This is a genomic window from Dokdonia donghaensis DSW-1, assembly GCF_001653755.1.
Classification (GTDB): domain Bacteria; phylum Bacteroidota; class Bacteroidia; order Flavobacteriales; family Flavobacteriaceae; genus Dokdonia; species Dokdonia donghaensis.
This window is the reverse complement of record NZ_CP015125.1, coordinates 1,646,023-1,666,283: the sequence shown is the minus strand read 5'-3', so window position 1 is coordinate 1,666,283 and position 20,261 is coordinate 1,646,023. Positions and strand designations below refer to the sequence as shown.

The 20,261-nt window shown below is 36.6% G+C and carries 21 protein-coding genes and 1 other RNA gene; 11 read left to right on the top strand and 11 right to left on the bottom strand.

Annotated features, from left to right (window positions below; genetic code table 11):
- The 9 genes from I597_RS07395 to I597_RS07355 all read right to left on the bottom strand — a co-directional run bounded on the left by I597_RS07395 (position 1) and on the right by I597_RS07355 (position 9,666).
- Complete coding sequence (locus I597_RS07395; RefSeq protein WP_035327977.1) at positions 1-1,428, bottom strand: M20/M25/M40 family metallo-hydrolase; 1,428 nt, start codon at positions 1,426-1,428, stop codon at positions 1-3.
- Complete coding sequence (locus tag I597_RS07390; RefSeq protein WP_035327975.1) at positions 1,421-2,299, bottom strand: PPK2 family polyphosphate kinase; 879 nt, start codon at positions 2,297-2,299, stop codon at positions 1,421-1,423. The genes I597_RS07395 and I597_RS07390 overlap by 8 nt, the downstream gene beginning before the upstream one ends.
- Positions 2,300-2,307: 8 nt before the next feature.
- Positions 2,308-3,471, bottom strand: a complete 1,164-nt coding sequence (locus I597_RS07385) for a sigma-54-dependent transcriptional regulator (protein WP_035327973.1) — start codon at positions 3,469-3,471, stop codon at positions 2,308-2,310.
- Positions 3,472-3,473: 2 nt separating this feature from the next.
- Entirely contained in the window at positions 3,474-4,370 is an 897-nt protein-coding gene (locus I597_RS07380; protein ID WP_035327971.1) for a DUF6268 family outer membrane beta-barrel protein, read from the bottom strand.
- Complete coding sequence (locus tag I597_RS07375; protein ID WP_035327969.1) at positions 4,363-5,355, bottom strand: mechanosensitive ion channel family protein; 993 nt, start codon at positions 5,353-5,355, stop codon at positions 4,363-4,365. The genes I597_RS07380 and I597_RS07375 overlap by 8 nt, the downstream gene beginning before the upstream one ends.
- Positions 5,340-6,644 (bottom strand): ABC transporter permease, encoded by a 1,305-nt coding sequence (locus I597_RS07370; protein WP_035327967.1) that lies wholly within the window; start codon positions 6,642-6,644, stop codon positions 5,340-5,342. The genes I597_RS07375 and I597_RS07370 overlap by 16 nt, the downstream gene beginning before the upstream one ends.
- A complete protein-coding gene (locus tag I597_RS07365; RefSeq protein WP_035327966.1) occupies positions 6,641-7,579 on the bottom strand; it encodes an ABC transporter ATP-binding protein in 939 nt (312 codons plus the stop codon). The genes I597_RS07370 and I597_RS07365 overlap by 4 nt, the downstream gene beginning before the upstream one ends.
- 300 nt (positions 7,580-7,879) lie before the next feature.
- On the bottom strand, positions 7,880-9,007 hold the full coding sequence (dnaJ, locus tag I597_RS07360; RefSeq protein WP_035327965.1) for a molecular chaperone DnaJ: 1,128 nt from the start codon (positions 9,005-9,007) through the stop codon (positions 7,880-7,882).
- 83 nt (positions 9,008-9,090) lie between these two features.
- Positions 9,091-9,666 carry a nucleotide exchange factor GrpE gene (locus I597_RS07355; protein WP_035327963.1) on the bottom strand — a complete coding sequence of 192 codons (576 nt, stop codon included), beginning with the start codon at positions 9,664-9,666 and terminating at the stop codon, positions 9,091-9,093.
- 245 nt (positions 9,667-9,911) lie between these two features.
- Here I597_RS07355 and I597_RS07350 point away from each other — a divergent pair, with 245 nt between their 5' ends.
- Positions 9,912-10,577 (top strand): YceI family protein, encoded by a 666-nt coding sequence (locus I597_RS07350; RefSeq protein ID WP_035327961.1) that lies wholly within the window; start codon positions 9,912-9,914, stop codon positions 10,575-10,577.
- 48 nt (positions 10,578-10,625) lie between these two features.
- Here the strand turns inward: I597_RS07350 and I597_RS07345 are convergent, their stop codons facing one another.
- Both I597_RS07345 and I597_RS07340 read right to left on the bottom strand, forming a co-directional pair.
- Positions 10,626-11,546: a TIGR01777 family oxidoreductase gene (locus tag I597_RS07345; protein WP_035327959.1), complete on the bottom strand. Its 921-nt coding sequence runs from the start codon at positions 11,544-11,546 to the stop codon at positions 10,626-10,628.
- Between the two features lie 86 nt (positions 11,547-11,632).
- On the bottom strand, positions 11,633-12,838 hold the full coding sequence (locus I597_RS07340) for an NAD(P)-dependent oxidoreductase (RefSeq protein WP_035327957.1): 1,206 nt from the start codon (positions 12,836-12,838) through the stop codon (positions 11,633-11,635).
- A 173-nt stretch (positions 12,839-13,011) separates the two neighbouring features.
- Here I597_RS07340 and ssrA point away from each other — a divergent pair.
- The 10 genes from ssrA to I597_RS07290 all read left to right on the top strand — a co-directional run bounded on the left by ssrA (position 13,012) and on the right by I597_RS07290 (position 19,811).
- Positions 13,012-13,411: a transfer-messenger RNA gene (gene ssrA / locus I597_RS07335) on the top strand.
- Between the two features lie 200 nt (positions 13,412-13,611).
- A complete protein-coding gene (locus tag I597_RS07330) occupies positions 13,612-13,899 on the top strand; it encodes a helix-turn-helix transcriptional regulator (protein ID WP_035327955.1) in 288 nt (95 codons plus the stop codon).
- Between the two features lie 5 nt (positions 13,900-13,904).
- Positions 13,905-15,155 (top strand): type II toxin-antitoxin system HipA family toxin, encoded by a 1,251-nt coding sequence (locus I597_RS07325; RefSeq protein WP_035327953.1) that lies wholly within the window; start codon positions 13,905-13,907, stop codon positions 15,153-15,155.
- A gap of 409 nt (positions 15,156-15,564) precedes the next feature.
- Positions 15,565-16,587 carry a site-specific integrase gene (locus I597_RS07320; RefSeq protein ID WP_063613080.1) on the top strand — a complete coding sequence of 341 codons (1,023 nt, stop codon included), beginning with the start codon at positions 15,565-15,567 and terminating at the stop codon, positions 16,585-16,587.
- Between the two features lie 85 nt (positions 16,588-16,672).
- On the top strand, positions 16,673-16,906 hold the full coding sequence (locus I597_RS14990; protein WP_035329075.1) for a transposase: 234 nt from the start codon (positions 16,673-16,675) through the stop codon (positions 16,904-16,906).
- Between the two features lie 134 nt (positions 16,907-17,040).
- On the top strand, positions 17,041-17,784 hold the full coding sequence (locus tag I597_RS07310) for an IS3 family transposase (RefSeq protein ID WP_152594981.1): 744 nt from the start codon (positions 17,041-17,043) through the stop codon (positions 17,782-17,784).
- 21 nt (positions 17,785-17,805) lie between these two features.
- Positions 17,806-18,399: an RteC domain-containing protein gene (locus I597_RS15145; RefSeq protein WP_052111961.1), complete on the top strand. Its 594-nt coding sequence runs from the start codon at positions 17,806-17,808 to the stop codon at positions 18,397-18,399.
- A gap of 234 nt (positions 18,400-18,633) precedes the next feature.
- Positions 18,634-18,936 (top strand): hypothetical protein, encoded by a 303-nt coding sequence (locus I597_RS07300; protein WP_035327951.1) that lies wholly within the window; start codon positions 18,634-18,636, stop codon positions 18,934-18,936.
- Positions 18,937-18,968: 32 nt separating this feature from the next.
- Positions 18,969-19,247, top strand: a complete 279-nt coding sequence (locus I597_RS07295; protein WP_152594980.1) for a hypothetical protein — start codon at positions 18,969-18,971, stop codon at positions 19,245-19,247.
- A gap of 48 nt (positions 19,248-19,295) precedes the next feature.
- Positions 19,296-19,811 carry a PepSY domain-containing protein gene (locus I597_RS07290; protein ID WP_035327946.1) on the top strand — a complete coding sequence of 172 codons (516 nt, stop codon included), beginning with the start codon at positions 19,296-19,298 and terminating at the stop codon, positions 19,809-19,811.
- Positions 19,812-20,261 lie beyond the last annotated feature (450 nt).

Genomic DNA, 20,261 nt, shown 5'->3' with positions numbered 1-20,261 from the left:
TTATTGCTTTATGGGTGCCTGTATTAATTTGGCAGGCTTTTGAATATAATTATCCATTAAGTACACTAGACTTGTCATAGTTGCTGCACCTAGTTCTAGTTCTCGTTTATTTACCGCATCAAAAGTATCAATTGCCGCGTGGTGATGGTCAAAATAACGTTGCGAGTCTGGTCGTAAACCAGCTAGTACAATCCCATCATTTGTAGCTTTAAGCGGACCAATATCTGCACCACTACCTCCTCTTGTAAAGTCGTGTATGAGGTAAGGCTCAAAAAGTGATTTCCAGCTTAGTACTTCATTATAGTTACGATCATCTGTATCAAAGGAGAAGCCTCTAGGTGTAAACCCACCTGAGTCACTCTCTAGGGCAAAGATGTGTTGCTCACCTTTTGCCTTAGCTTCTTCTGCATATTTTCTACCTCCACGCAAACCGTTTTCTTCATTCATAAATAATACCACACGTATGCTATGCTTAGGTTTATAACCTACTGCCTTCATAAGTCGTAACACTTCCATACTCTGCACAACTCCTGCGCCATCATCGTGAGAGCCATCTCCTAGATCCCAAGAGTCTAGATGACCTCCTACAACCATATATTTATTAGGAAACTCACTCCCTGTTATCTCACCTATTACATTGTACGACTCAACTTCTCCCATATTTTTACAAGACATCTTGTAAAAGAATTTTAACTCTGGATTGAGCTTTAAAGATGTACTTAACAGGTTTGCCCCTTTTGTACTTATGGCAGCTGCAGGTATACGTTTTGAAATAGGTAAATCTCCATAAGACATAGACCCCGTATGTGGGTAATCATCTATACTGTGCGTAACAGACCTTACTATCACTCCCACTGCACCTAGCTTTGCAGCCTCCATAGCGCCTGCATATCGCTGGTCTACACAACCACCATACGCTTGAAAGGTGCGTATAAGCTCATCATTCATAGGGCGATTATAAAAGACTATTTTGCCCTTTACATTTTCTTCTCCTAGCGCTTTGAGCTCCTCTATACCCATTACCTCTACTACGTTTGCTCTAAGTCCTACAGACTTAGTTGCCACAGATCCTCCTAGTGCACAAATAGGCACAGAGGTTATGCGTGCATTTTCTCCTTCTATATGTGCTCTTTCTGCCTCGCCACGTACCCACTTAGGTACCATTACGGGTTGTAACCAGACTTTATCAAGACCTGCTTTTTCAAGCTCGGCTTTTGTCCAGGTTACGGCTCTTTCGGCACCTAGACTTCCGCTTAGTCGAGAGCCTATATCGTTAGACAAGTAATCGAGCCACTGGTAGCTCTGCCCTTTTGTTAATGCTTCTGTGTAGATCTTACGAACTGTGATTGAGTCGTTTTGCGCTTTCGCGAAAGCGGAAGTCCCTACCACTACGGCAACGGTAAAGATGTTTTTGAGTACTTTATTCATTTTCTAACTGTTCTTTGTATGCTGAAAGATTTGCCTTTGTTTTATCATCTAGCTCTGGCTCTTGTATATCTTTATATTGTGAGAGTGTCTCTAGCAATATACTTGCTACCGCTAGACGAGCTGCTGACTTATTATCTGCTGGAATTACATACCAAGGTGCTTTATCTGTAGAGGTGCGGTTTATGGCGTCTTCATAATAGGTTTGATAGGTGTCCCATAGCTTGCGCTCTTTAAGGTCACCGGCAGAAAATTTCCAATTTTTTTCCTTTTTCTCAAGGCGGCGTAGTAGTCTATTTTTTTGTTCATCTTTTGATAGATGCAAAAAGAATTTATAGATGAGTGTACCGTTTTCTACAAGATGCTTTTCAAAGTTTTTGATCTGTTCAAAACGCTTATCCCAGAAGGCTTGATTTACATCTTCTACGGTGTTTATACCTGGAAGGTTTTCGCCCAGAATGTATTGCGGGTGTACGCGAGTAACTAGCACATTTTCATAATGTGTACGGTTGTGTACGGCAAATTTTCCTCTCTGGGGTAGTGCGATATAGTGGCGCCATAGATAATCGTGACCTAGCTCAAGGTCTGTAGGCACTTTAAAACTTTGCACCTCAACACCGCGGGCATTAAAGTCTTTAAATACCTCGCGTATGAGACTATCTTTACCAGAGGTATCCATACCCTGCAAACATACGAGTACCGCATACTTATCGTGTGCGTACATTGTGTCTTGAAGTTTACCGAGCTTCTTGCGTACTTTTTTGAGTTTTTTCTCTAGTTCTTTTTCTTCTTGATCTTGAAAAAGCGTCGTGCTCTTATCTGAAAGCTTTACGGGCGCTGTTACCTTAAATGTGTTGTAATCCATATCACTCATACCATCTGTTATTTACTTGCAAATAGTTTTACATCTCCCTCTGTAACCTCTGCCCCACTTAAGATAATAAGACGCTCAACCACGTTGCGTAATTCTCGTATATTACCCGTCCAGTCATAAGCTTTTAAAAGGTCTATGGCTTTGCTTGAAAATGTTTTAAGCGCTGTGCCTTGCTCTTGCGAGATCTTCTTTGCAAAATGTGCTATAAGAATAGGAATATCGTTACGACGGTCATTAAGTGCAGGTACTTTAATGAGTATAACCGCAAGCCTGTGATATAAATCTTCTCTAAAGTTTCCATCTGCAATTTCTTGCTTTAGGTTTTTATTAGTCGCTGCTACTACGCGCACGTCTACTTTAATGTCTTTATCACTACCTACTCGCTGCACTCTACTTTCTTGTAGTGCTCTTAGTACTTTGGCTTGTGCAGATAGGCTCATATCGCCTATCTCATCAAGAAATATGGTACCTCCATTTGCTGCTTCAAATTTACCTGCGCGATCCTTATTTGCACTTGTAAAAGCTCCTTTTACGTGGCCAAAAAGTTCACTTTCTATAAGCTCTGAAGGTATTGCGGCACAGTTTACCTCTACAAGTGGTCCTTTAGAACGCTCACTTTTTTCGTGTAGCCAGTGCGCCACAAGTTCTTTACCTGTTCCATTAGGTCCCGTAATGAGCACGCGGGCATCTGTAGGAGCCACCTTCTCAATCATCGCTTTGATCTGCCCTATTTCTTCACTCTCACCTACCATCTCGTACTTCTTGCTCACTTTCTTTTTGAGCTTTATATTTTCTACCACGAGCGTTTTGCGGTCTAGTGCGTTGCGCACGGTGTTAAGTAATCTATTAAGGTCTGGTGGTTTTGATATATAATCAAAAGCGCCCAGGCGCATTGTGTTTACAGCCGTATCAAGATCACCGTGACCAGAGATCATTACCATAGGCACTTCTGGCTTGAGTTTACGAGCGGCCTCTAGTACCTCAACACCATCCATTTTTGGCATTTTAATATCACAAAGTACAAGGTCATAATCTTCTTCTCGAATTTTATTTATACCCTCTAGGCCATCTCCAGCTTCTTCTACCTGATAGTCCTTACTCTCTTCAGATAATATCTTAGTAAGAACGCGTCTTATCGCAGCCTCATCTTCTATAATTAAAATCTTTGCCATTATTATAATTTAAATTTTATTCCAGAACGACCATAAAAAGTGTTCTTATCATTTATTGTAAAAACGTCATTACGATCTACATCACGTAGTCGTATGTCGTTTATAACGGTGTGTCCAGCATAAAAATAAAACACTAGGTGTTTTGTAAAGCAATATTCATACCCTAATCCAAAAAGAGCTACCGTCATAGAGATACTCTCTGCTGTTTCAAACTCCCCTTCTGGTATATTTACTTCTACATTATCTTGAATGTTTGCATAAAAACCATCCAGACTTAAAAAACTCTGAATGATGTGCTCTCTGTTTTTACCAAAATAGCGTTTTATATTAGACTTAGGCACCCCTAAGGTAAACGACCAGTCTGGGTGAAACTCACGATAGTAATTTACAAAAGGTAATGGAAACGGTCTACCCGACTCTGTATCATATCTCCCACCTATAATAAGTCTCCACGGTTTATCAAGACCATCTTTAGTTTTATCATTAATAAAATATACTGCCCCAGTGTGTACTACATCACTGCTAGAAAAGGTTTCTGTAGTAAAGTTTGAAGTAATTCTTGAACCTATCTTTGCACCTAAACGCCACTTGTCATTCAGCTTTTGTGTATAGCCTAGCGAAAAACTAAAAGATTGAAATCTGTCTAAGTCCTTACGACTAAAAGGAGTAACATCTTCAAATTTTAAATTTACATTTCGGTACTCAAAACCTGGTACTAAGTAAACATCTTCTTTAAGTTTTACAGGTACGTTTATGAATGATCTAAACCTCCTAAAAGAATTATCTGAATCACTCTGTGGGAAATAGGTATACTCTACTCGTGCCAAATCTGTCAACTGTGCGCTCACTGTCCCTGTAAACAATAGTAAAGCAATAATAAATCTGGCAGTTTTACTCATTTATAGTATCATTTTTGGCAAGTGAATTATTCTCCTCAGGTTTCTCTCTTGGTACAAACACTGGTCTATCAGTATTAAAAAGATGTAAATCGCGCTGCGGGAATGGGATGGTAATTCCGCTTTCGCGAAAGCGGTCATCTATCGCATATCGTAAAGCACTTTTTATTCTAGGATCTACAAAGCTGTCCCTCACACAGAAATAGAGTCCAAAATCTAGCGAACTATCTCCAAAATTTTCAAAAAGCACAAAAGGTTTAGGATGTTTTAAAATATCCGGGTGCTCTGTTGCACACTCCAGTAATATCTTTTCTACCGCTCTGGTGTCGCTACCGTATGCGACACCTACTTTTACGTTTTCTCTAGTAGTTTTATGATTTTGGGTATAGTTATATACGGTGTCTGTAATAAACTTGTGATTAGGTATTATAATCACTTTATCATCTCTAGTAAGAGCTCTAGTGGTGCGCAGTTTTATTTCAAATACTCTACCTACACGACCATCCATCTCAATAATATCACCTGCCGAAATTGATTTATCAACCATTATCAAAATCCCCCCTATTACATCTTGAAAGACTTCTTGTAAAGCAAGACCAAGACCTACAAATAAAGCTGCAGAGGCTGTAAGCAACACCGTTATATCAATACCAGAAGCACTCATCGTTGCAAGCACTACTACTATATAAGCGATGTATTTTATAAATTTAAAAACACTCACAAACTTGAGCTTGTCGTCACCTTCCATTCTACGTGTCATTAAAACACGCACCCACTTAAGCACAATACTTGTGAGTATAAATGCAATGATAAGAACAATGAGATGCCCTACGGTAAAGCCTATATGATTAGGTTCTTTACCTAGACTTATAAGTTCAAAACTAAGCCACTCTTTTATTGTGCCCCAGATATCTTGCTCTATAATGTCCTTTACCTTATCTACCGTTTCTTCTTGTAGATAGAGAAGTATCGCTAGTATTTTAACCATTTTATTAAATCTTTATAAGTAGGTTTTTTTCCATACATAAGGATCCCTACTCGGTATATTTTTGATCCAAACCACACTGTAAAAATAAAGGTGGCTATAAGTAATGTTATGGATAATATAATTTGCCATAGTGGCACTTCAAAGGGTATGCGCATTAACATCACAATAGGTGATGTAAGCGGTATAATAGAAAATACTGTTGCTACCGTACCGTGAGGATTATCTATTACTGCAAAAAAGCCTACATATATAGCCAGCATAAGTGGCATAATAATAGGCAACATAAACTGCTGTGTATCTGTCTCATTATCTACCGCTGCGCCTATAGCCGCATAAATAGAACTGTATAAAAAGTACCCGCCTATAAAGTAAATAAAGAAACCACCCACTAGCTGTAGCAAAGGTAATTTTTGAATCTCTTGTAATAACTCTATCATCATATTAGGGTCTTGAGCTATCTCTTGAGCTTGTGATGCTGCAGGATTTACTGAGGTTGCAGCAGATGGATCTACCCCAAAAACTGCTGTAAGAACCACCAGTAACACCCCACCTACTAGAACCCATATAGCAAACTGCGTGATGCCCGCCAGTGTTGTACCTAGTATTTTACCTAGCATAAGCTGGAAGGGCTTTACAGAAGAGATAATTACCTCTATAATTCTATTAGTCTTTTCCTCAATCACAGAACGCATTACCATATTACCATATATAATAATAAACATCATAAGAAGATACCCCGCAGCACCCCCAAAACCTGCTTTCACCCAGTTACTCATCTTTGAGCTAGACTCACCAGAGAAGTTTTCTATATTAATATCTATCGTGCTTTTTGCAGTCTCTAGTGCCGTGAGGTTTATACCTTGTGCAACTAAGTTTTGATCTGTAATTCTCTTTTCGATGCGCTTTTCTATATCTCCTATAAAGTCATATGAGGGCGTTTCATTACCATAAAACGTAACCGGATTTGTAGCCGTTTCTGGGTTTTTTGAGATATGAATGAGGCCATAATAAACATCATCTTTTGCAACTTCCTTACCAGCATCAAGCCCTTGATCACTTAGGTGTACATAGCTTGTCTTATCTGTATTAAAAAATACAGTTTCAAATTGTCCAGACTCATCAACCACTACAATTGTGCGTTTATCTTCACTATTGAGCTGTGTTAAATAAGAGATAAGCAATATCATACCTACCAAAATAAGCGGACTGAGAAAAGTCATTATCAAGAATGACTTATTTCTTACTCGTGCGATATATTCTCGCTTTATTATTAAAGAAAGGATGCTCATTTGTTCTGACTAACGGTTTGAATAAAAATATCGTTTACACTCGGTATCACTTCTACAAAGTGTGTTACTTCTCCATACGTTTGTAAGGTGCTTAGTAGCTCATTTGGCGTGCCATTATCACCCATTTCAACTCGCAATTTATGTTCATTACCTAAGCTTTTGAACTGTGCAGGAGTAATTTTAAAAGAAGAGGCTAGTTGTTGTTGCGCTTTCGCGAAAGCGGTCTCATCTACCACTTGTACCCCTATATCAAACGTATTGTTTTGATATGCTCTCTTTATGGTGTTTATCTCACCATCCAAAATCTTGTTAGACTTATTTATGAGTGCAATATGATCACATAGCTCCTCTACAGACTCCATACGGTGTGTACTAAAGATGACTGTTGCACCCTCATCTCTAAGTTGCAAAATCTCGTCTTTAATAAGGTTTGCATTTATAGGGTCAAAACCACTGAAAGGTTCATCAAAAATGAGCAATTTAGGCTGGTGCATTACCGTAACCACAAACTGTATTTTTTGAGCTTGTCCCTTAGAAAGTTCTTGTATTTTTTTACCCCACCAGTCACCTATCTCAAGTTTTTCAAACCAGTGCTTTGCTCTTGTTTTTGCTTCGGCCTTAGACATCCCCTTAAGCTGTGCGAGATAGAGTACTTGCTCTCCTACCTTCATAGATTTATACAAACCACGCTCTTCTGGCATATAGCCTATATCACGTATATGATGTTGTTGTAAAGGTTCTCCTCCTAAGGTCACACTACCAGTATCTGGCATTGTAATCTGGTTTATGATGCGTATAAGTGTCGTTTTACCAGCTCCATTAGGACCTAAAAGTCCAAAAATACTCCCCTCTGGTACGGTAATAGACACATCGTTAAGTGCAGTAAAGTCTCCAAACTTTTTTGAAACCGTATCTGCTACAAGTAGTGAATTCATATAAAGACGTTAATCAAGCTAAGATAGGGATATGACCTGAGTGACGTATGCGTGTTGTGTATATTTTAGGAAAATTATAAACCCGCAGATGTGAGAATAATTAAACAACGCTCACCTATGTGTAATTACCTAATTACAAAACGTCTTAAAAGCAAAACCCACCCTAGGCGTAAGCTCAGGATGGGAAAAAAAATTGCTATGAAAAAGAAAAATAACGTCAAACATTGTTTAACGTTATTCAAATATAACTTTTTTTTATGAACCCAATTAATTTGGTTTCATAAAATTTGAAAACGGCTGTTAAGAGAACATATCTTTTACCTTCTCAAAGAATGACTTATCGCCTGTTTCTGGATTTGGTGAGAAGTTATCATCGGTAGCCATTTTTTCAAAAAACTGCTTTTGTTCTTTATTAAGAGTTTTAGGCGTCCACACATTTACGTGTACAAGTAGATCTCCTTTACCATATCCATTTATAGATGGGATACCTTTACCTCGTAAACGTAATATCTTACCACTCTGTACACCCTCTTCTATTTTGATACGCACTTTACCAGTTACAGTATCTATCTCTTTTGATGTACCAAGTACGGCCTCACTTATACTTATATAAAGGTCGTAGTGTAAATTATCTCCTTCTCTCTGTAAAAAGTCGTGATCTTTTTCTTCTATAGCTACTAGTAAGTCTCCAGCGATTCCATTACCTGGCGCCTCGTTACCTTTACCCGTCACTTTAAGTTGCATTCCATCTACAACTCCTGCTGGTATTTTGATACTTACAGTTTCTTCCTCTACAGTAAGCCCTTGAGCATCTGCTCCAGAAGGACGCTTGTCTATCATTTGTCCTGATCCACCACAAGTAGTACAAGGTGCACTAGTTTGCATACGACCTAAGATAGTATTCTGGATTTTTGTTACTTGCCCAGCACCATTACAAGTTGTACAAGTTTTATATGATACGCCAGCTGCTTGCTTCTTACGCTTTACCTTGATTTTTTTCTCTACGCCGTTTGCTATTTCTTCTAGCGTAAGCTTCACTCGTATACGAAGGTTACTTCCTTTCACACGGCGCTGACCGCCGCCAAAGCCTCCTCCAAAACCAGAGAAACCACCTCCGCCACCGCCAAAAGCACCGCCAAAGATATCTCCAAACTGGCTAAAGATATCATCCATATTCATCCCGCCACCGCCGAAGCCGCCGCCGCCTTCAAAGGCTTGATGACCATATTGATCATAGCGAGCACGTTTTTGCTCATCACTTAATACCTCATAAGCCTCTGCTGCCTTCTTAAAGTTTGCCTCTGCAGTTTCATCACCTGGGTTTTTATCAGGGTGATACTGTACTGCCTTCTTACGGTATGCCTTCTTAATCTCTGCTGCAGTAGCTCCTTTTGAGATACCTAATATGTCGTAAAAATCTTCTTTCATAATAAAAACTCAGTAAGACTGAGTACTCTTAAATCATTAAGGATGGTAGATGCTCACCTACACTTTTCCTTATACTATTTATATTATTGCCCTGTAACTACTTTAGGAAACCGGATGATCTTGTCACCTAGTTTATACCCCTTTTCAATCACATCTACAATTTTACCCTTTAGCTTCTTGCTAGGTGCAGGAATTTGAGTGATAGCCTCGTGCTGATCTGCATCAAAAGCATCTCCAGCCTTTACTTCCATTTCTTCAAGACCTTTAGACTTAAGGGTCTCCTTGAATTTATTACTTATAAGTGTCATACCTTTTACGTGTACGTCATCCTTATCACCTTTAAACTCATTAAGCGCTCTATCAAAATCATCTACCACAGGTAATAATGCTTGTATTACCTCTTGACCTGCAGTTTTATATAATTCTATACGTTCTTTTGTAGTGCGTCGCTTATAATTTTCAAACTCTGCAAATAGGCGTAAAAACTTATCTTTCTCGGCAGCAAGATCATCTTGAGCAACTTCTAGCTCAGTACGCTCATCTTTAGGAGCCGCATCTTCGGCTTCTTTAGTCTCATTTGCCTGCTCTGCCTCGTTTACAAGCTGCTCTTGAGCAGCCTCGTCTACGGTAGTATCTTGTTTTTTATCTTCTGTTGCCATAGTGGTCTTAAATCAATTTTTTACTGAAACGGCAAAAGTACTGCCAATTGCTGTAAAATGTCAAAATGTCATTGCTTTTTTAGTACTATAAAAACAGTCTGAGTCAATCCACCTTCCCTCTTTAAAAATGCTCACTTCCAACTTTACCAAAAACTTATTTACATTAATATGATGTATTTATGAAATTATTAAGAAGACGACTATGAATAAATGTTAATTTTGCAGTTCACTAAATATATATCAAAATGAAAAAACAAATTTTAAATACTCTTGCAGTAATTGCTCTAATAGCAGGAACTGTGTCTTGTAAGGGAGACAAAACAAACGAAACTGAGGCTACCGAAGCTAAAGAAGTTGCAACTGTAGCAGATGCTATGAAATTTACTGTAGACACTAGTGCGTCTACTATAGACTGGGTAGGTAGCAAGCCAACAGAAAATCACACGGGTACTATAAACATCGAGAGTGGTGTTGTAAAAGTAGCTGGAGACAAAATTACAGGTACTTTCTTAATAGATATGACTAGTATTACAGTTACAGATCTAGAAGGTGATGGTAAAGCATCTTTAGAAGGACACCTTAAAGGACAGGCTGAGGGTAAAGAAGATCACTTCTTTAATGTGGCAAAATATCCTACAGCAGCTTTTGAAGTAACTGGAGTTACAGAAAAAGAAGGAAAGAAAATGATGCAAGGTAATCTTACAATAAGAGATCAAAAGAAGAACATTGAGTTCCCTGTAACTTATAGCGTAGATGGAGCAAATATGACACTTACAAGTGAGCCATTTACAATAGACCGTACAAACTGGGGAGTAAATTATGGATCAAAATCTATCTTTGATAACTTAGGAGATAAGTTTATCTCTGATGATATCCAGCTTACTGTAAAACTTCAAGCGACAAAAGCATAAGTTCAATAAGCTATATAATTAAAAAGCCACTCTATCGAGTGGCTTTTTTTATGCGAGCAAGTCTGCTACTGCACTATCTATATCACTGTATTTAAATTTATAACCGTCTTCTTGTATTTTAAGGGCACTTACCTTCTGGCTTTCTAAAACCACCGCAGCCATATCGCCCAGCATAAGCTTAAGAGCAAACGCAGGTACTTTAGGAAGTATAAGTGGTTTACCTAACTCATCTGCCACCACTTCTGTAAACTTTTTATTGGTTACTGGTGCGGGTGCAACGCCGTTATAAACGCCAGATAATTTGTTTTCATAAATGTGGTAATATATACCAGCCATATCATCTATATGTATCCACGATTGCCATTGCTTACCAGTACCTAACGGCGCACCTGCTCCATAAGAAATAGGCTTCATAAGCTTAGGTAATGCACCCGCTTCTTTATCAAGTATTACCCCTGTGCGTACTCTAGAGGTCATAACATCTATTTTTTGAAATTCCAGTGCAGCTGTCTCCCATTGTTCCACCACCTGACCCAAAAAGCCAGATGCATATTCAGGATAAGACTCATCATATAATTTTGTAAAAGAAGACGGATACCCTCCTATAGCACTTGCAGTAATAAAATGCTTTACGGTAACAGTCTCGCCATTTTTATGCTTTCGCGAAAGCGTACTATAAAGTAACCTTGTAGTTACAACCCGGCTTTCAAAGATAGCTTTCCTATTTTCTACAGACCAGCGCTGGGCAATCGTAGCTCCAGCAAGATGAAAAATAGTATCTACACCTTCAAAACAGGCATCATCAATCTCATCTGTTTTTGTATTCCAGTAAAATCCTTTGTAATTATTTTTGGATTGTATTTTATCTTTTGATGTTGTTAGATAGTTAACATCAATTCCATTCTTGTGACATAATTCTGTTAGGGCTGTCCCCACTAATCCCGTGGCACCTGTAATTAAAACCTTCATGTAATTCTTTTGATTGAACGTACAAAGATACAAACAGAGCCCCAAATGACATTAAATATTGTAAGAAAATTAGGACGTTATTAACATTATTCCCTACCATCTACATAATCTTGAAGGTAAGCGTAGCGTGGGGTAAGCTTACCATCTTGCGTCATACGGGCACGCTCAAGTATACCATTTTTATCATCATTAAAAAATGCTGGAATGACGTGTTCCAAAAATAATTCTCCAAAACCTTCACTCGCATCCTTAGGCAACTCACAAGGAAGATTATCTACCGCCATAACAGCTATCACACCCTCATTCTCATAGTTATCTTCTTTCTCAGTATATGGGTTGTATCCATAAAAAGGCTCAGCAATGGTAGATGGTCTTATGGTACTTGCAACTGGCCCATCTATATCACAAGATATATCTGCAACTAGGTTGATTTTGAAATCTGGGTGTTTTGCATCTTCTCGCGTAAACAAGTAAGGAGCGCCATCTCCATAAAAGTGGCCCGCTATAAAATAATCTGTAACCTTTGCATACTTCATAAAGTCGCTCTCATACCCAGAAGGATCTTTGTAAAACTCTGCTCTACTGCCTGGCTGGCCATCTTTTCTTTTATTATATTCTAGTACATCTATAAGGCAATATACTGGCTCTGTAAATTCTTGACTTAAGTACTCTTGGTCTGTTACTTCTCTTATTTTAAGATGGTCCAGTATTTCCTTTGCACCTCTGGCTACTTTACCACTACCAGAAAGACAAATTTTTATTGCCGGTACATTAATTTTATCCAGTTCTTCTTTTACAGCATCAAGATCTGCTAGACTCTCTACTTTAGGAAGCTCAAATAAGTCATCTCGCTGCCCTAGTAGTCTAAAACCATTATATGCGCCTACGAGACCTGCATAACGGCCAAAACCTATGAGACGTGCTCCGTCTTCTCTAGTAATTACCTCGTGATCATACATCTCAATATTTTTATCAAGAATAGCCTTGAGCAACTTGCGGTTATAAGGCTGCTTTTTTATAGTATGACTAAAAAAGAAATACTTTTTATCTGGTATCAAAGCATCGAGGGGTACTTCTTTTACACCTATCATTACATCTGCATCTGTTACGTCCTCTTGTACATCAAAACCGTTTATGGTATATGCCATATCTGGAAAAACTCGTATGTCTGACTCTTCTACTACAAAACTTGCATCTTCAAACTGCTCTCGTGCTTCGGCTAGTTTTTCTGGTGAGAAAACAACTCTTCTGTCTGGCGGATTCTTACGTTCTGTGATGATGGCAAATTTCATAATGTGTGTGAAGTTTTGGCAGGCTATATTGTTGGTATAGCTTTTGCATTTTATTAAGAGCAAATATAAGGTTTAGTGCTATATTTGTTATTCCGCTTTCGCGAAAGCGTACAAGAGAACTTATAATGTTTACAGCTTATGAGTTAAGGAGTATCTGTGAGAGTGATACTACTGGGGTCGACTGGTTTTGACAGCGAGATCAATGGTATTGTAAGCGTGTCGAGCGCTGGAAAATAGCTCGTAAATCTCATATTTCAACTTTTTTAAACGGCGAGAATAACTACGCCCTAGCTGCATAATCTGAATTATAGTAAGATTACGCCTCGGTCTACAAGGTAGACAAGCAGGAAGTCACTCGAGAGCCTTGGTTTACGGCAATCGATATAGTGACTTCGTAAAAGTAAACCTATCTCTTGTAGGACTTTGATGCGAGAGAGAAATTTAATTGAAGATAAGGGGTGCGTTGGTAGTCACTGACCGGCAATCTCACGAAAATCTAAACAGAGACTACACACGTAGAAAGCAGTAACATTGCTTGTTTGGACGAGGGTTCGAATCCCTCCGACTCCACAACTCAAACTAAACCTCTTTAAATCAATTATTTAAAGAGGTTTTTACTTTTCTTCAAAATTCATCAAAGTGTTGTCATTCATAGAGTTAGTGGTTCGAACTTTTTATGATTACACAATTAAAAACTCAAGGTTTTTGGATTTTTAACTAAATGATGCTTATTTAATACATTTATATTATATTTGTTGTAAATAAGCGACATAATGAACTCTAAGAAAACAATACTTCTTCCTAAATATCAGAAGATTTTTGAGCAAATAGGTGAGAACATTAAACTTGCCAGGAAACGTAGAAAACTAACTACACAACAAGTAGCAGAACGTGCTGGGATTCACAGAGCCACACTTTATCGCATAGAAAAAGGCGATCCTGCCGTTTCAATAGGTTTATATTTTAATGTTTTTAGAGTCCTTAATCTTCAAAATGATTTTTTAAAATTAGCTAATGATGATGAATTTGGTAGAAAACTACAGGATCTTGATTTATTATAGATACTATGGGAAAGGGTAAATTTAACATATACGTTTATGCAGACTGGTTAGGACTAGATACTCCTACTATAGTTGGAACTTTATCGGCTCATTTTGCCAAAGGTAAAAAAGCGTTCAGTTTTGAATATGATCGCAAGTGGCTTAAAAGTAAATCACAGCACCTACTCGATCCAGATCTTGATTTTTTTTCTGGCGCACAATATCCAACAAATAAAGAGAATTTTGGTGTTTTTCTGGATAGTATGCCAGACACTTGGGGAAAAACCTTGATGAAACGCAGAGCAGCACAAAATGCAAGAGCTAAAAGTGAAAAAGCCAAAACACTTTATGAAATAGATTATCTACTGGGTGTTTATGATCAGAGTAGAATGGGTGCTTTACGTTTTAAAACAGATTTAAATGGCCCTTTTCTTGATAATGATGAGCACAGCCCTACACCACCATGGTCTTCTTTAGGTGATTTACAAGAAGCTGTTTACCAATTAGAAAATGACGACCATAATGAAACCATTAGAAAATGGATTGCTGTTCTTATCGCACCTGGTTCTTCATTAGGTGGTGCAAGACCTAAGGCTAATGTGTTAGACAACGATAAAAACTTATGGATTGCAAAGTTTCCATCTAAAACAGATACCATTGATAAAGCTGCATGGGAATACCTAGCCTATAAATTAGCTTTAAATGCTGGTATAAATATGGCAGAATCTAAGATTCAAAAAATCAGCGGAACTTACCATACATTTATAACACGCAGGTTTGACAGAGAAAATAGAAAAAGGATTCATTTTGCATCTGCCATGACTATGACTGGTAACAGTGAAGATAGTAATAAAGGAAGAACTCCTAGTTATTTAGAAATAGTGGAAGTTATCGAAAATTATGGTGTACATATAGAAAGAAACCTTCACCAACTATGGCGACGTATCGTTTTCAATATCGCTATATCAAATACAGATGATCATTTGCGCAATCATGGTTTTATTTTGAAAGATGAAGGCTGGATTCTGTCGCCAGCATACGATTTAAATCCTTCTATTGAAAAGAATGGCTTATCCCTTAATATAGACATGGATGATAATGCATTGGACTTTGGACTGGCAAAAAGTGTAGGTTCTTATTTTCGCTTAAACGAAAACGAAATGAACACCATCATTCAAGAAGTTTTACTTGCGGTCAAAAACTGGAAAACTATTGCAAAAAACATAGGAATTAAGAAATCAGAGATGGAACTAATGTCTGGAGCTTTTAGATACTGAAAATCTCACATCTCGATACTAATTGATTTTGAAACAATTAAATCAATATCCTCATTCAAAAAGTTCGAACTCTTTCGCTCGGAGCCCACTTTTTGAGTATTAAATCTCATCAAAATCCCTGTAAAATATTGATTTACAGGGATTTTAATTTAATCTGACATCATTTGATATCACTTAAATTTATCTAAAAAGTCCCCTAATCGGTAGCCTTAAATGATTTTAACTTGCGGTATCCGAATCACACTCAACTTACTGAATACCAAAATTTAACATTGTTAAATAATTAGGTTTTTTTGGTAGCTCATAGTATCTTGAAGTAAACAAAAGAATAGAATTATGTCTAATTCGTACAGTTTACTTTTTTAGGACGGAAATCAAGATCTAAAAAAACACAAAATCATTCATATATATGCGAATTACTATTGATGGTAAGCGTGCAAGTATGGGTATAAGTAGAACCATCGATCCCAACAAATGGAATCAGCGAAAAGGCAGAGCCATTGGAAACCACAAGGAAAGCGCTGAAATCAATAGTCACATAGATAAACTAACCTATAATGTCCGTAAGATTCATCAAGAACTTATGGATCGTAACGAGCTTGTTACTTCTAAAAAGATATTGAATATCTTAAATGGCAAAGGTGAAAAAGCTAGACTTTTACTAGATGTATTTAGAGAGCATAACCAGGAGGCCGATAAACTAATAGGGATAAGTATGTCCAAGAGTACGGTAAAAAGATACTGGACAAGCTATGAGCACACAAAGCAGTTTATAAATGAAATATATAAAGAGGACGACTTTCCACTGCAAGACATAAATTATGATTTTATAAAAAAGTTTGAAGTATTTCTGAAAACAGTAAGGAATTGTAATCATAACTCTACTCTTAAATACATTAATAATTTCAAGAAAATTATTAGACTAGCCTTGACAAATGAGTGGATGACACGAGATCCATTTTATAACTATAAGGTAAAATTTCTGGAAGTAAAGAGAGACTTTCTAACGGAAGAAAAAATAGACCTCTTATGGGAAAAAGAGCTTCATTTTGATCGTTTAAAGCTTGTTCGTGATATGTTTATTTTTTCTTGCTATACTGGACTTGCGTATTCAGATGTAGAAAAATTAACTAAAAATGATGTCAGTATAGGAATTGATGGTTCCAAATGGGTTTGTATTAATCGCATAAAAACCAACACTAAAAGTAGCATTCCCCTATTACCAATTGCTGCTGAAATTATTGAGCGCTATGCAGGTCACCCTTCAGTCAAAAATACCGGTAAATTAATCCCTGTTTTAAGTAATCAAAAATCTAACCTCTTTCTAAAAGAGATAGCTATATCTTGCGGAATAAATAAAATATTGACAACACATTTGGCTCGACATACCTTTGCAACCACTGTTACACTTACAAACGGGGGTTCCTCTTGAATCGGTTAGTAAGATGCTTGGACATAAATCACTTCGTACTACTCAGCATTATGCTAAAATTGTTGATCGTAAAATAAGCGATGATATGAATCTTCTTAAGGAAAATGAACAAGGAAGATCTGTAAGCGATATATCCAGAGAACTAGGAATTGACAAGAGTACATTTTACTATTGGCGTAAGAAATATGGAGGTATGGAAAAGCAGGAGCTCAAACGTCTAAAGGATCTAGAAGCAGAAAACCTTAAACTCAAACAGATGTATGCTGATGTAAGCTTAGATAATAAGATGCTCAAAGATATACTGTCAAAAAAGTTCTAAGACCTTCCGACAAAATAGTTCGAGCAAAATATCTCATCAAGGAATATCTAGTGTCGATCGCTAGAGCGTGTAAAGTAGCTGGTCTGACCAGGTCGATGTGGTACTACTAGAGCAAAAAGGATGATAGTGAAGTAATTGACAAACTTACTAAACTAGCAGAATCCTATCCGACTCGTGGTTTTGATGAATATTATTACAAGATCCGTCGTGAAGGTCTAAAATGGAATAGAAAGCGTGTATTACGAGTTTATCGTGATATGAAGCTTAGTCTTAGGCGTAAACACAAAAAGCGTTTAGTAAAACGTGTAAAACAATCTTTAGAAACACCTTCTGTACTTAATGAATGCTGGAGTATGGATTTTATGAGCGATGCACTCACTGATGGTAGGAAATTACGTGTGTTTAATGTTATTGATGACTGTAATCGAGAAGCTTTAGCCATAGATGCAGGGCTTTCTTATCCAGCCAGAGCTGTCGTTGAGACATTAAATAACCTAAAAGAAGAACTCGGCACACCTAAATACATTAGATGTGATAACGGTCCAGAATTTATATCAAAGACGTTTATGAATTGGTGTAAAAAGAACTTTGTTGAGATTAAATACACACAACCAGGCAAACCAATGCAAAACGGATACATAGAAAGGTTCAATCGGTTCTTTAGAGAAGATGTGTTAGATGCTTATTACTTTAATGACATATACCAGCTTCAAAAAATAAGTGATAACTGGAGAGAAGATTACAATTTCAATCATCCTCATAAATCTTTGGGGAACGTATCTCCTAAAGAATATATGCCAAGGTTTGATGAAGAATTTAAATTCTTCATCAAACCTAACCTAAATAATAATTATTTATCGAATTTTAAGGTGTCCTAAAATGGGGAAGCCTACACTAACTTGATATATTATTCTTCTGTTTTAGATTTTGAAAATCAGTTTCCTCGTACTGGTATAAAGTTTCAGAAAAATTACATACAAGAATCACTACGACTTGCAAATAGATTTTTCTTTAAGAACAAAGATTTTATTGAGTACATAAAAGCTGAAGAAACAATCCTTGACGAATTATATTTTACGAGAGATAGCTTTTGCAATAGTAAAGAGATTTGCTGCGAAAATTATTACAGAGACGATTCTTTTAATACATATAAAGATTTAGTTTTAGCACAATACACATCTTACAACAGACTAATAAGTTATATACATAAACGTCACCATCAATTAAAGTCAATGTACAAAGGGATTCCTACGCCTCGAGAATTCACTTCTCCTCTAAACTGGACGTGTTCTAAAACAGATTTGACTGAATTAATATATGCTCTTCATTCTAGATCAGCAATTAATAATGGAAATATTGAGATAAAGGAAATTGCAAAGACTTTTGAAAAAATACTCCACTTTAAGTTAGATGATTTCTACAAGACTTACTCAGAAATTAAAAATAGAAAAAAGAGTCAAACTAAGTTCCTAGACTTTAGACTATACTATTAATGCAAATACTTAAAATATAGTAGTTAAGAGACCGCTTTCGCGAAAATTCTCTCGAAGTTGGTAAATCTCGTTTAAAAAAATTCCTACAATTTAACCTCTCAAAATCAACTTCGCACTTTTGCTTTTAAAATTCAGCTCAAAAGCAAGTTTTTCGAATATGCACACTTTATTACGAGGATTAAATATTTTGAGTACTTTCGGCTTCTTAATTCAAAATCATCAATCAAAACTATTATGAGAACTTCTTTAAAAATTACTCTTTCACTTTTAATTCTATTTTTTACCAAAGCACATTCTCAGGAAGACTATACTATAGAGATCAATGGAGAGTCATTTGAAATTTCTCTTGACAAAGAATTCCAATATCAAACCAAAGATGGTGTGAAAAACATTCTTCTTAAACAGAAGGATACTTTAACCTACAATGATGAAATGTTTAGTTTCAATTTTTTTAAAGATTATAAAGTTGGTAAAACTAAAATTGAACAAGGTATAGAACAATTAATGCTTATGACTCCTGAAGGTGATGGATTTTAATTCAAAAATATTCTACTATAAATCCAGAAAATTTGAAGGAACTTATGTTAGGTGAGGTTACTAAAGAAAGTATAAACTATGGATTTGAAATGGAACGCCGTGAGTATAAACATAAATTAATTTCGGGAGAAGATTTAAATGTCATACAGGCCTATCTCACATATAATGATGAAGTTAATATATATGAAATCGCGAGTGTAGGCAGAAAAGATTCTGGTCTATTAATTATGGCTATGAGAATGAATGACACTAAAAATTCAATTGGTGAAAAGCTAATAAACCTAATCTGGAATTCTTTAGAAATAAAATAATCTCTTATTCTTTGTTAAACTTAAATTTACCAAAAACTTATAGCACTTATGGCAAAACGCAAAACCCCATTTTCATTAAAAGTACGTTCAATACATAGATACCTAGGGTTCTTTCTAGCCGGTATTATGGCCGTTTATGCCATAAGTGGTATTGTAATGGTGTATAGAAATACAGATTTTTTAAAACACGAAGTGATTACCGAAAAGCAAATGGAGCCTAAACTTAACTCAAGCGAGTTGAGTTCAAAATTGCGCAGAAACCCAAAAGTGACTAAGACTGAGGGAGCTGTTTTCTATTTTAAAGGAGGATCATATAATCAAGAAACCGGTATTGTAACCACTCGCAAGATGGAACTTCCTTATATACTTGATAAGATGGAACACCTCCATAAAGCAACGACTAACAGCCCCGTATACTTCTTAAATATTTTCTTTGGAGCTTCTTTACTCTTTTTTGTAATCTCTGCATTCTGGATGTACACGCCTAAAATGCCTATTTTTAAAAAAGGGATGCTCTTTGCTATAGGTGGATTTATACTCACTATTATATTACTGTTTATATAGTGTCCCAAAAAATAATCTAAAAAAAATTGACTTTTTTACTCCAAAAAAAGGAAATCCGTAAAATACCTAACAGAAAATCTAGTATTCTTGCCACGGTTTAGATTATTAGGGGTATTTAAACCAATTTATTTGCAAAAGGTATCCGTCGCTGGGTACCTTTTTTTTGTTTAATACTTAAGCAATGTAGTGTCTACTCTAGATAACTTACGGTTGCTTCTAGTACATTTATCATATTGTAATTAATCTACTTTTACCAACTAAGGTCTTCAATATGCATAGCTACTTATAAATCGCAATATCTTGTGTAGTTTATCTATTACAAACAACGCTTTATCTAATCCCTCGGTGCACAGCTGGATTTTCCCTTAAAAATCAAGTAGATACCTACATTTGTCATTGCAAAGAACAGACACCTACTTTCAGCATAAAGTTTTTTGTAAGGAAAAAAGA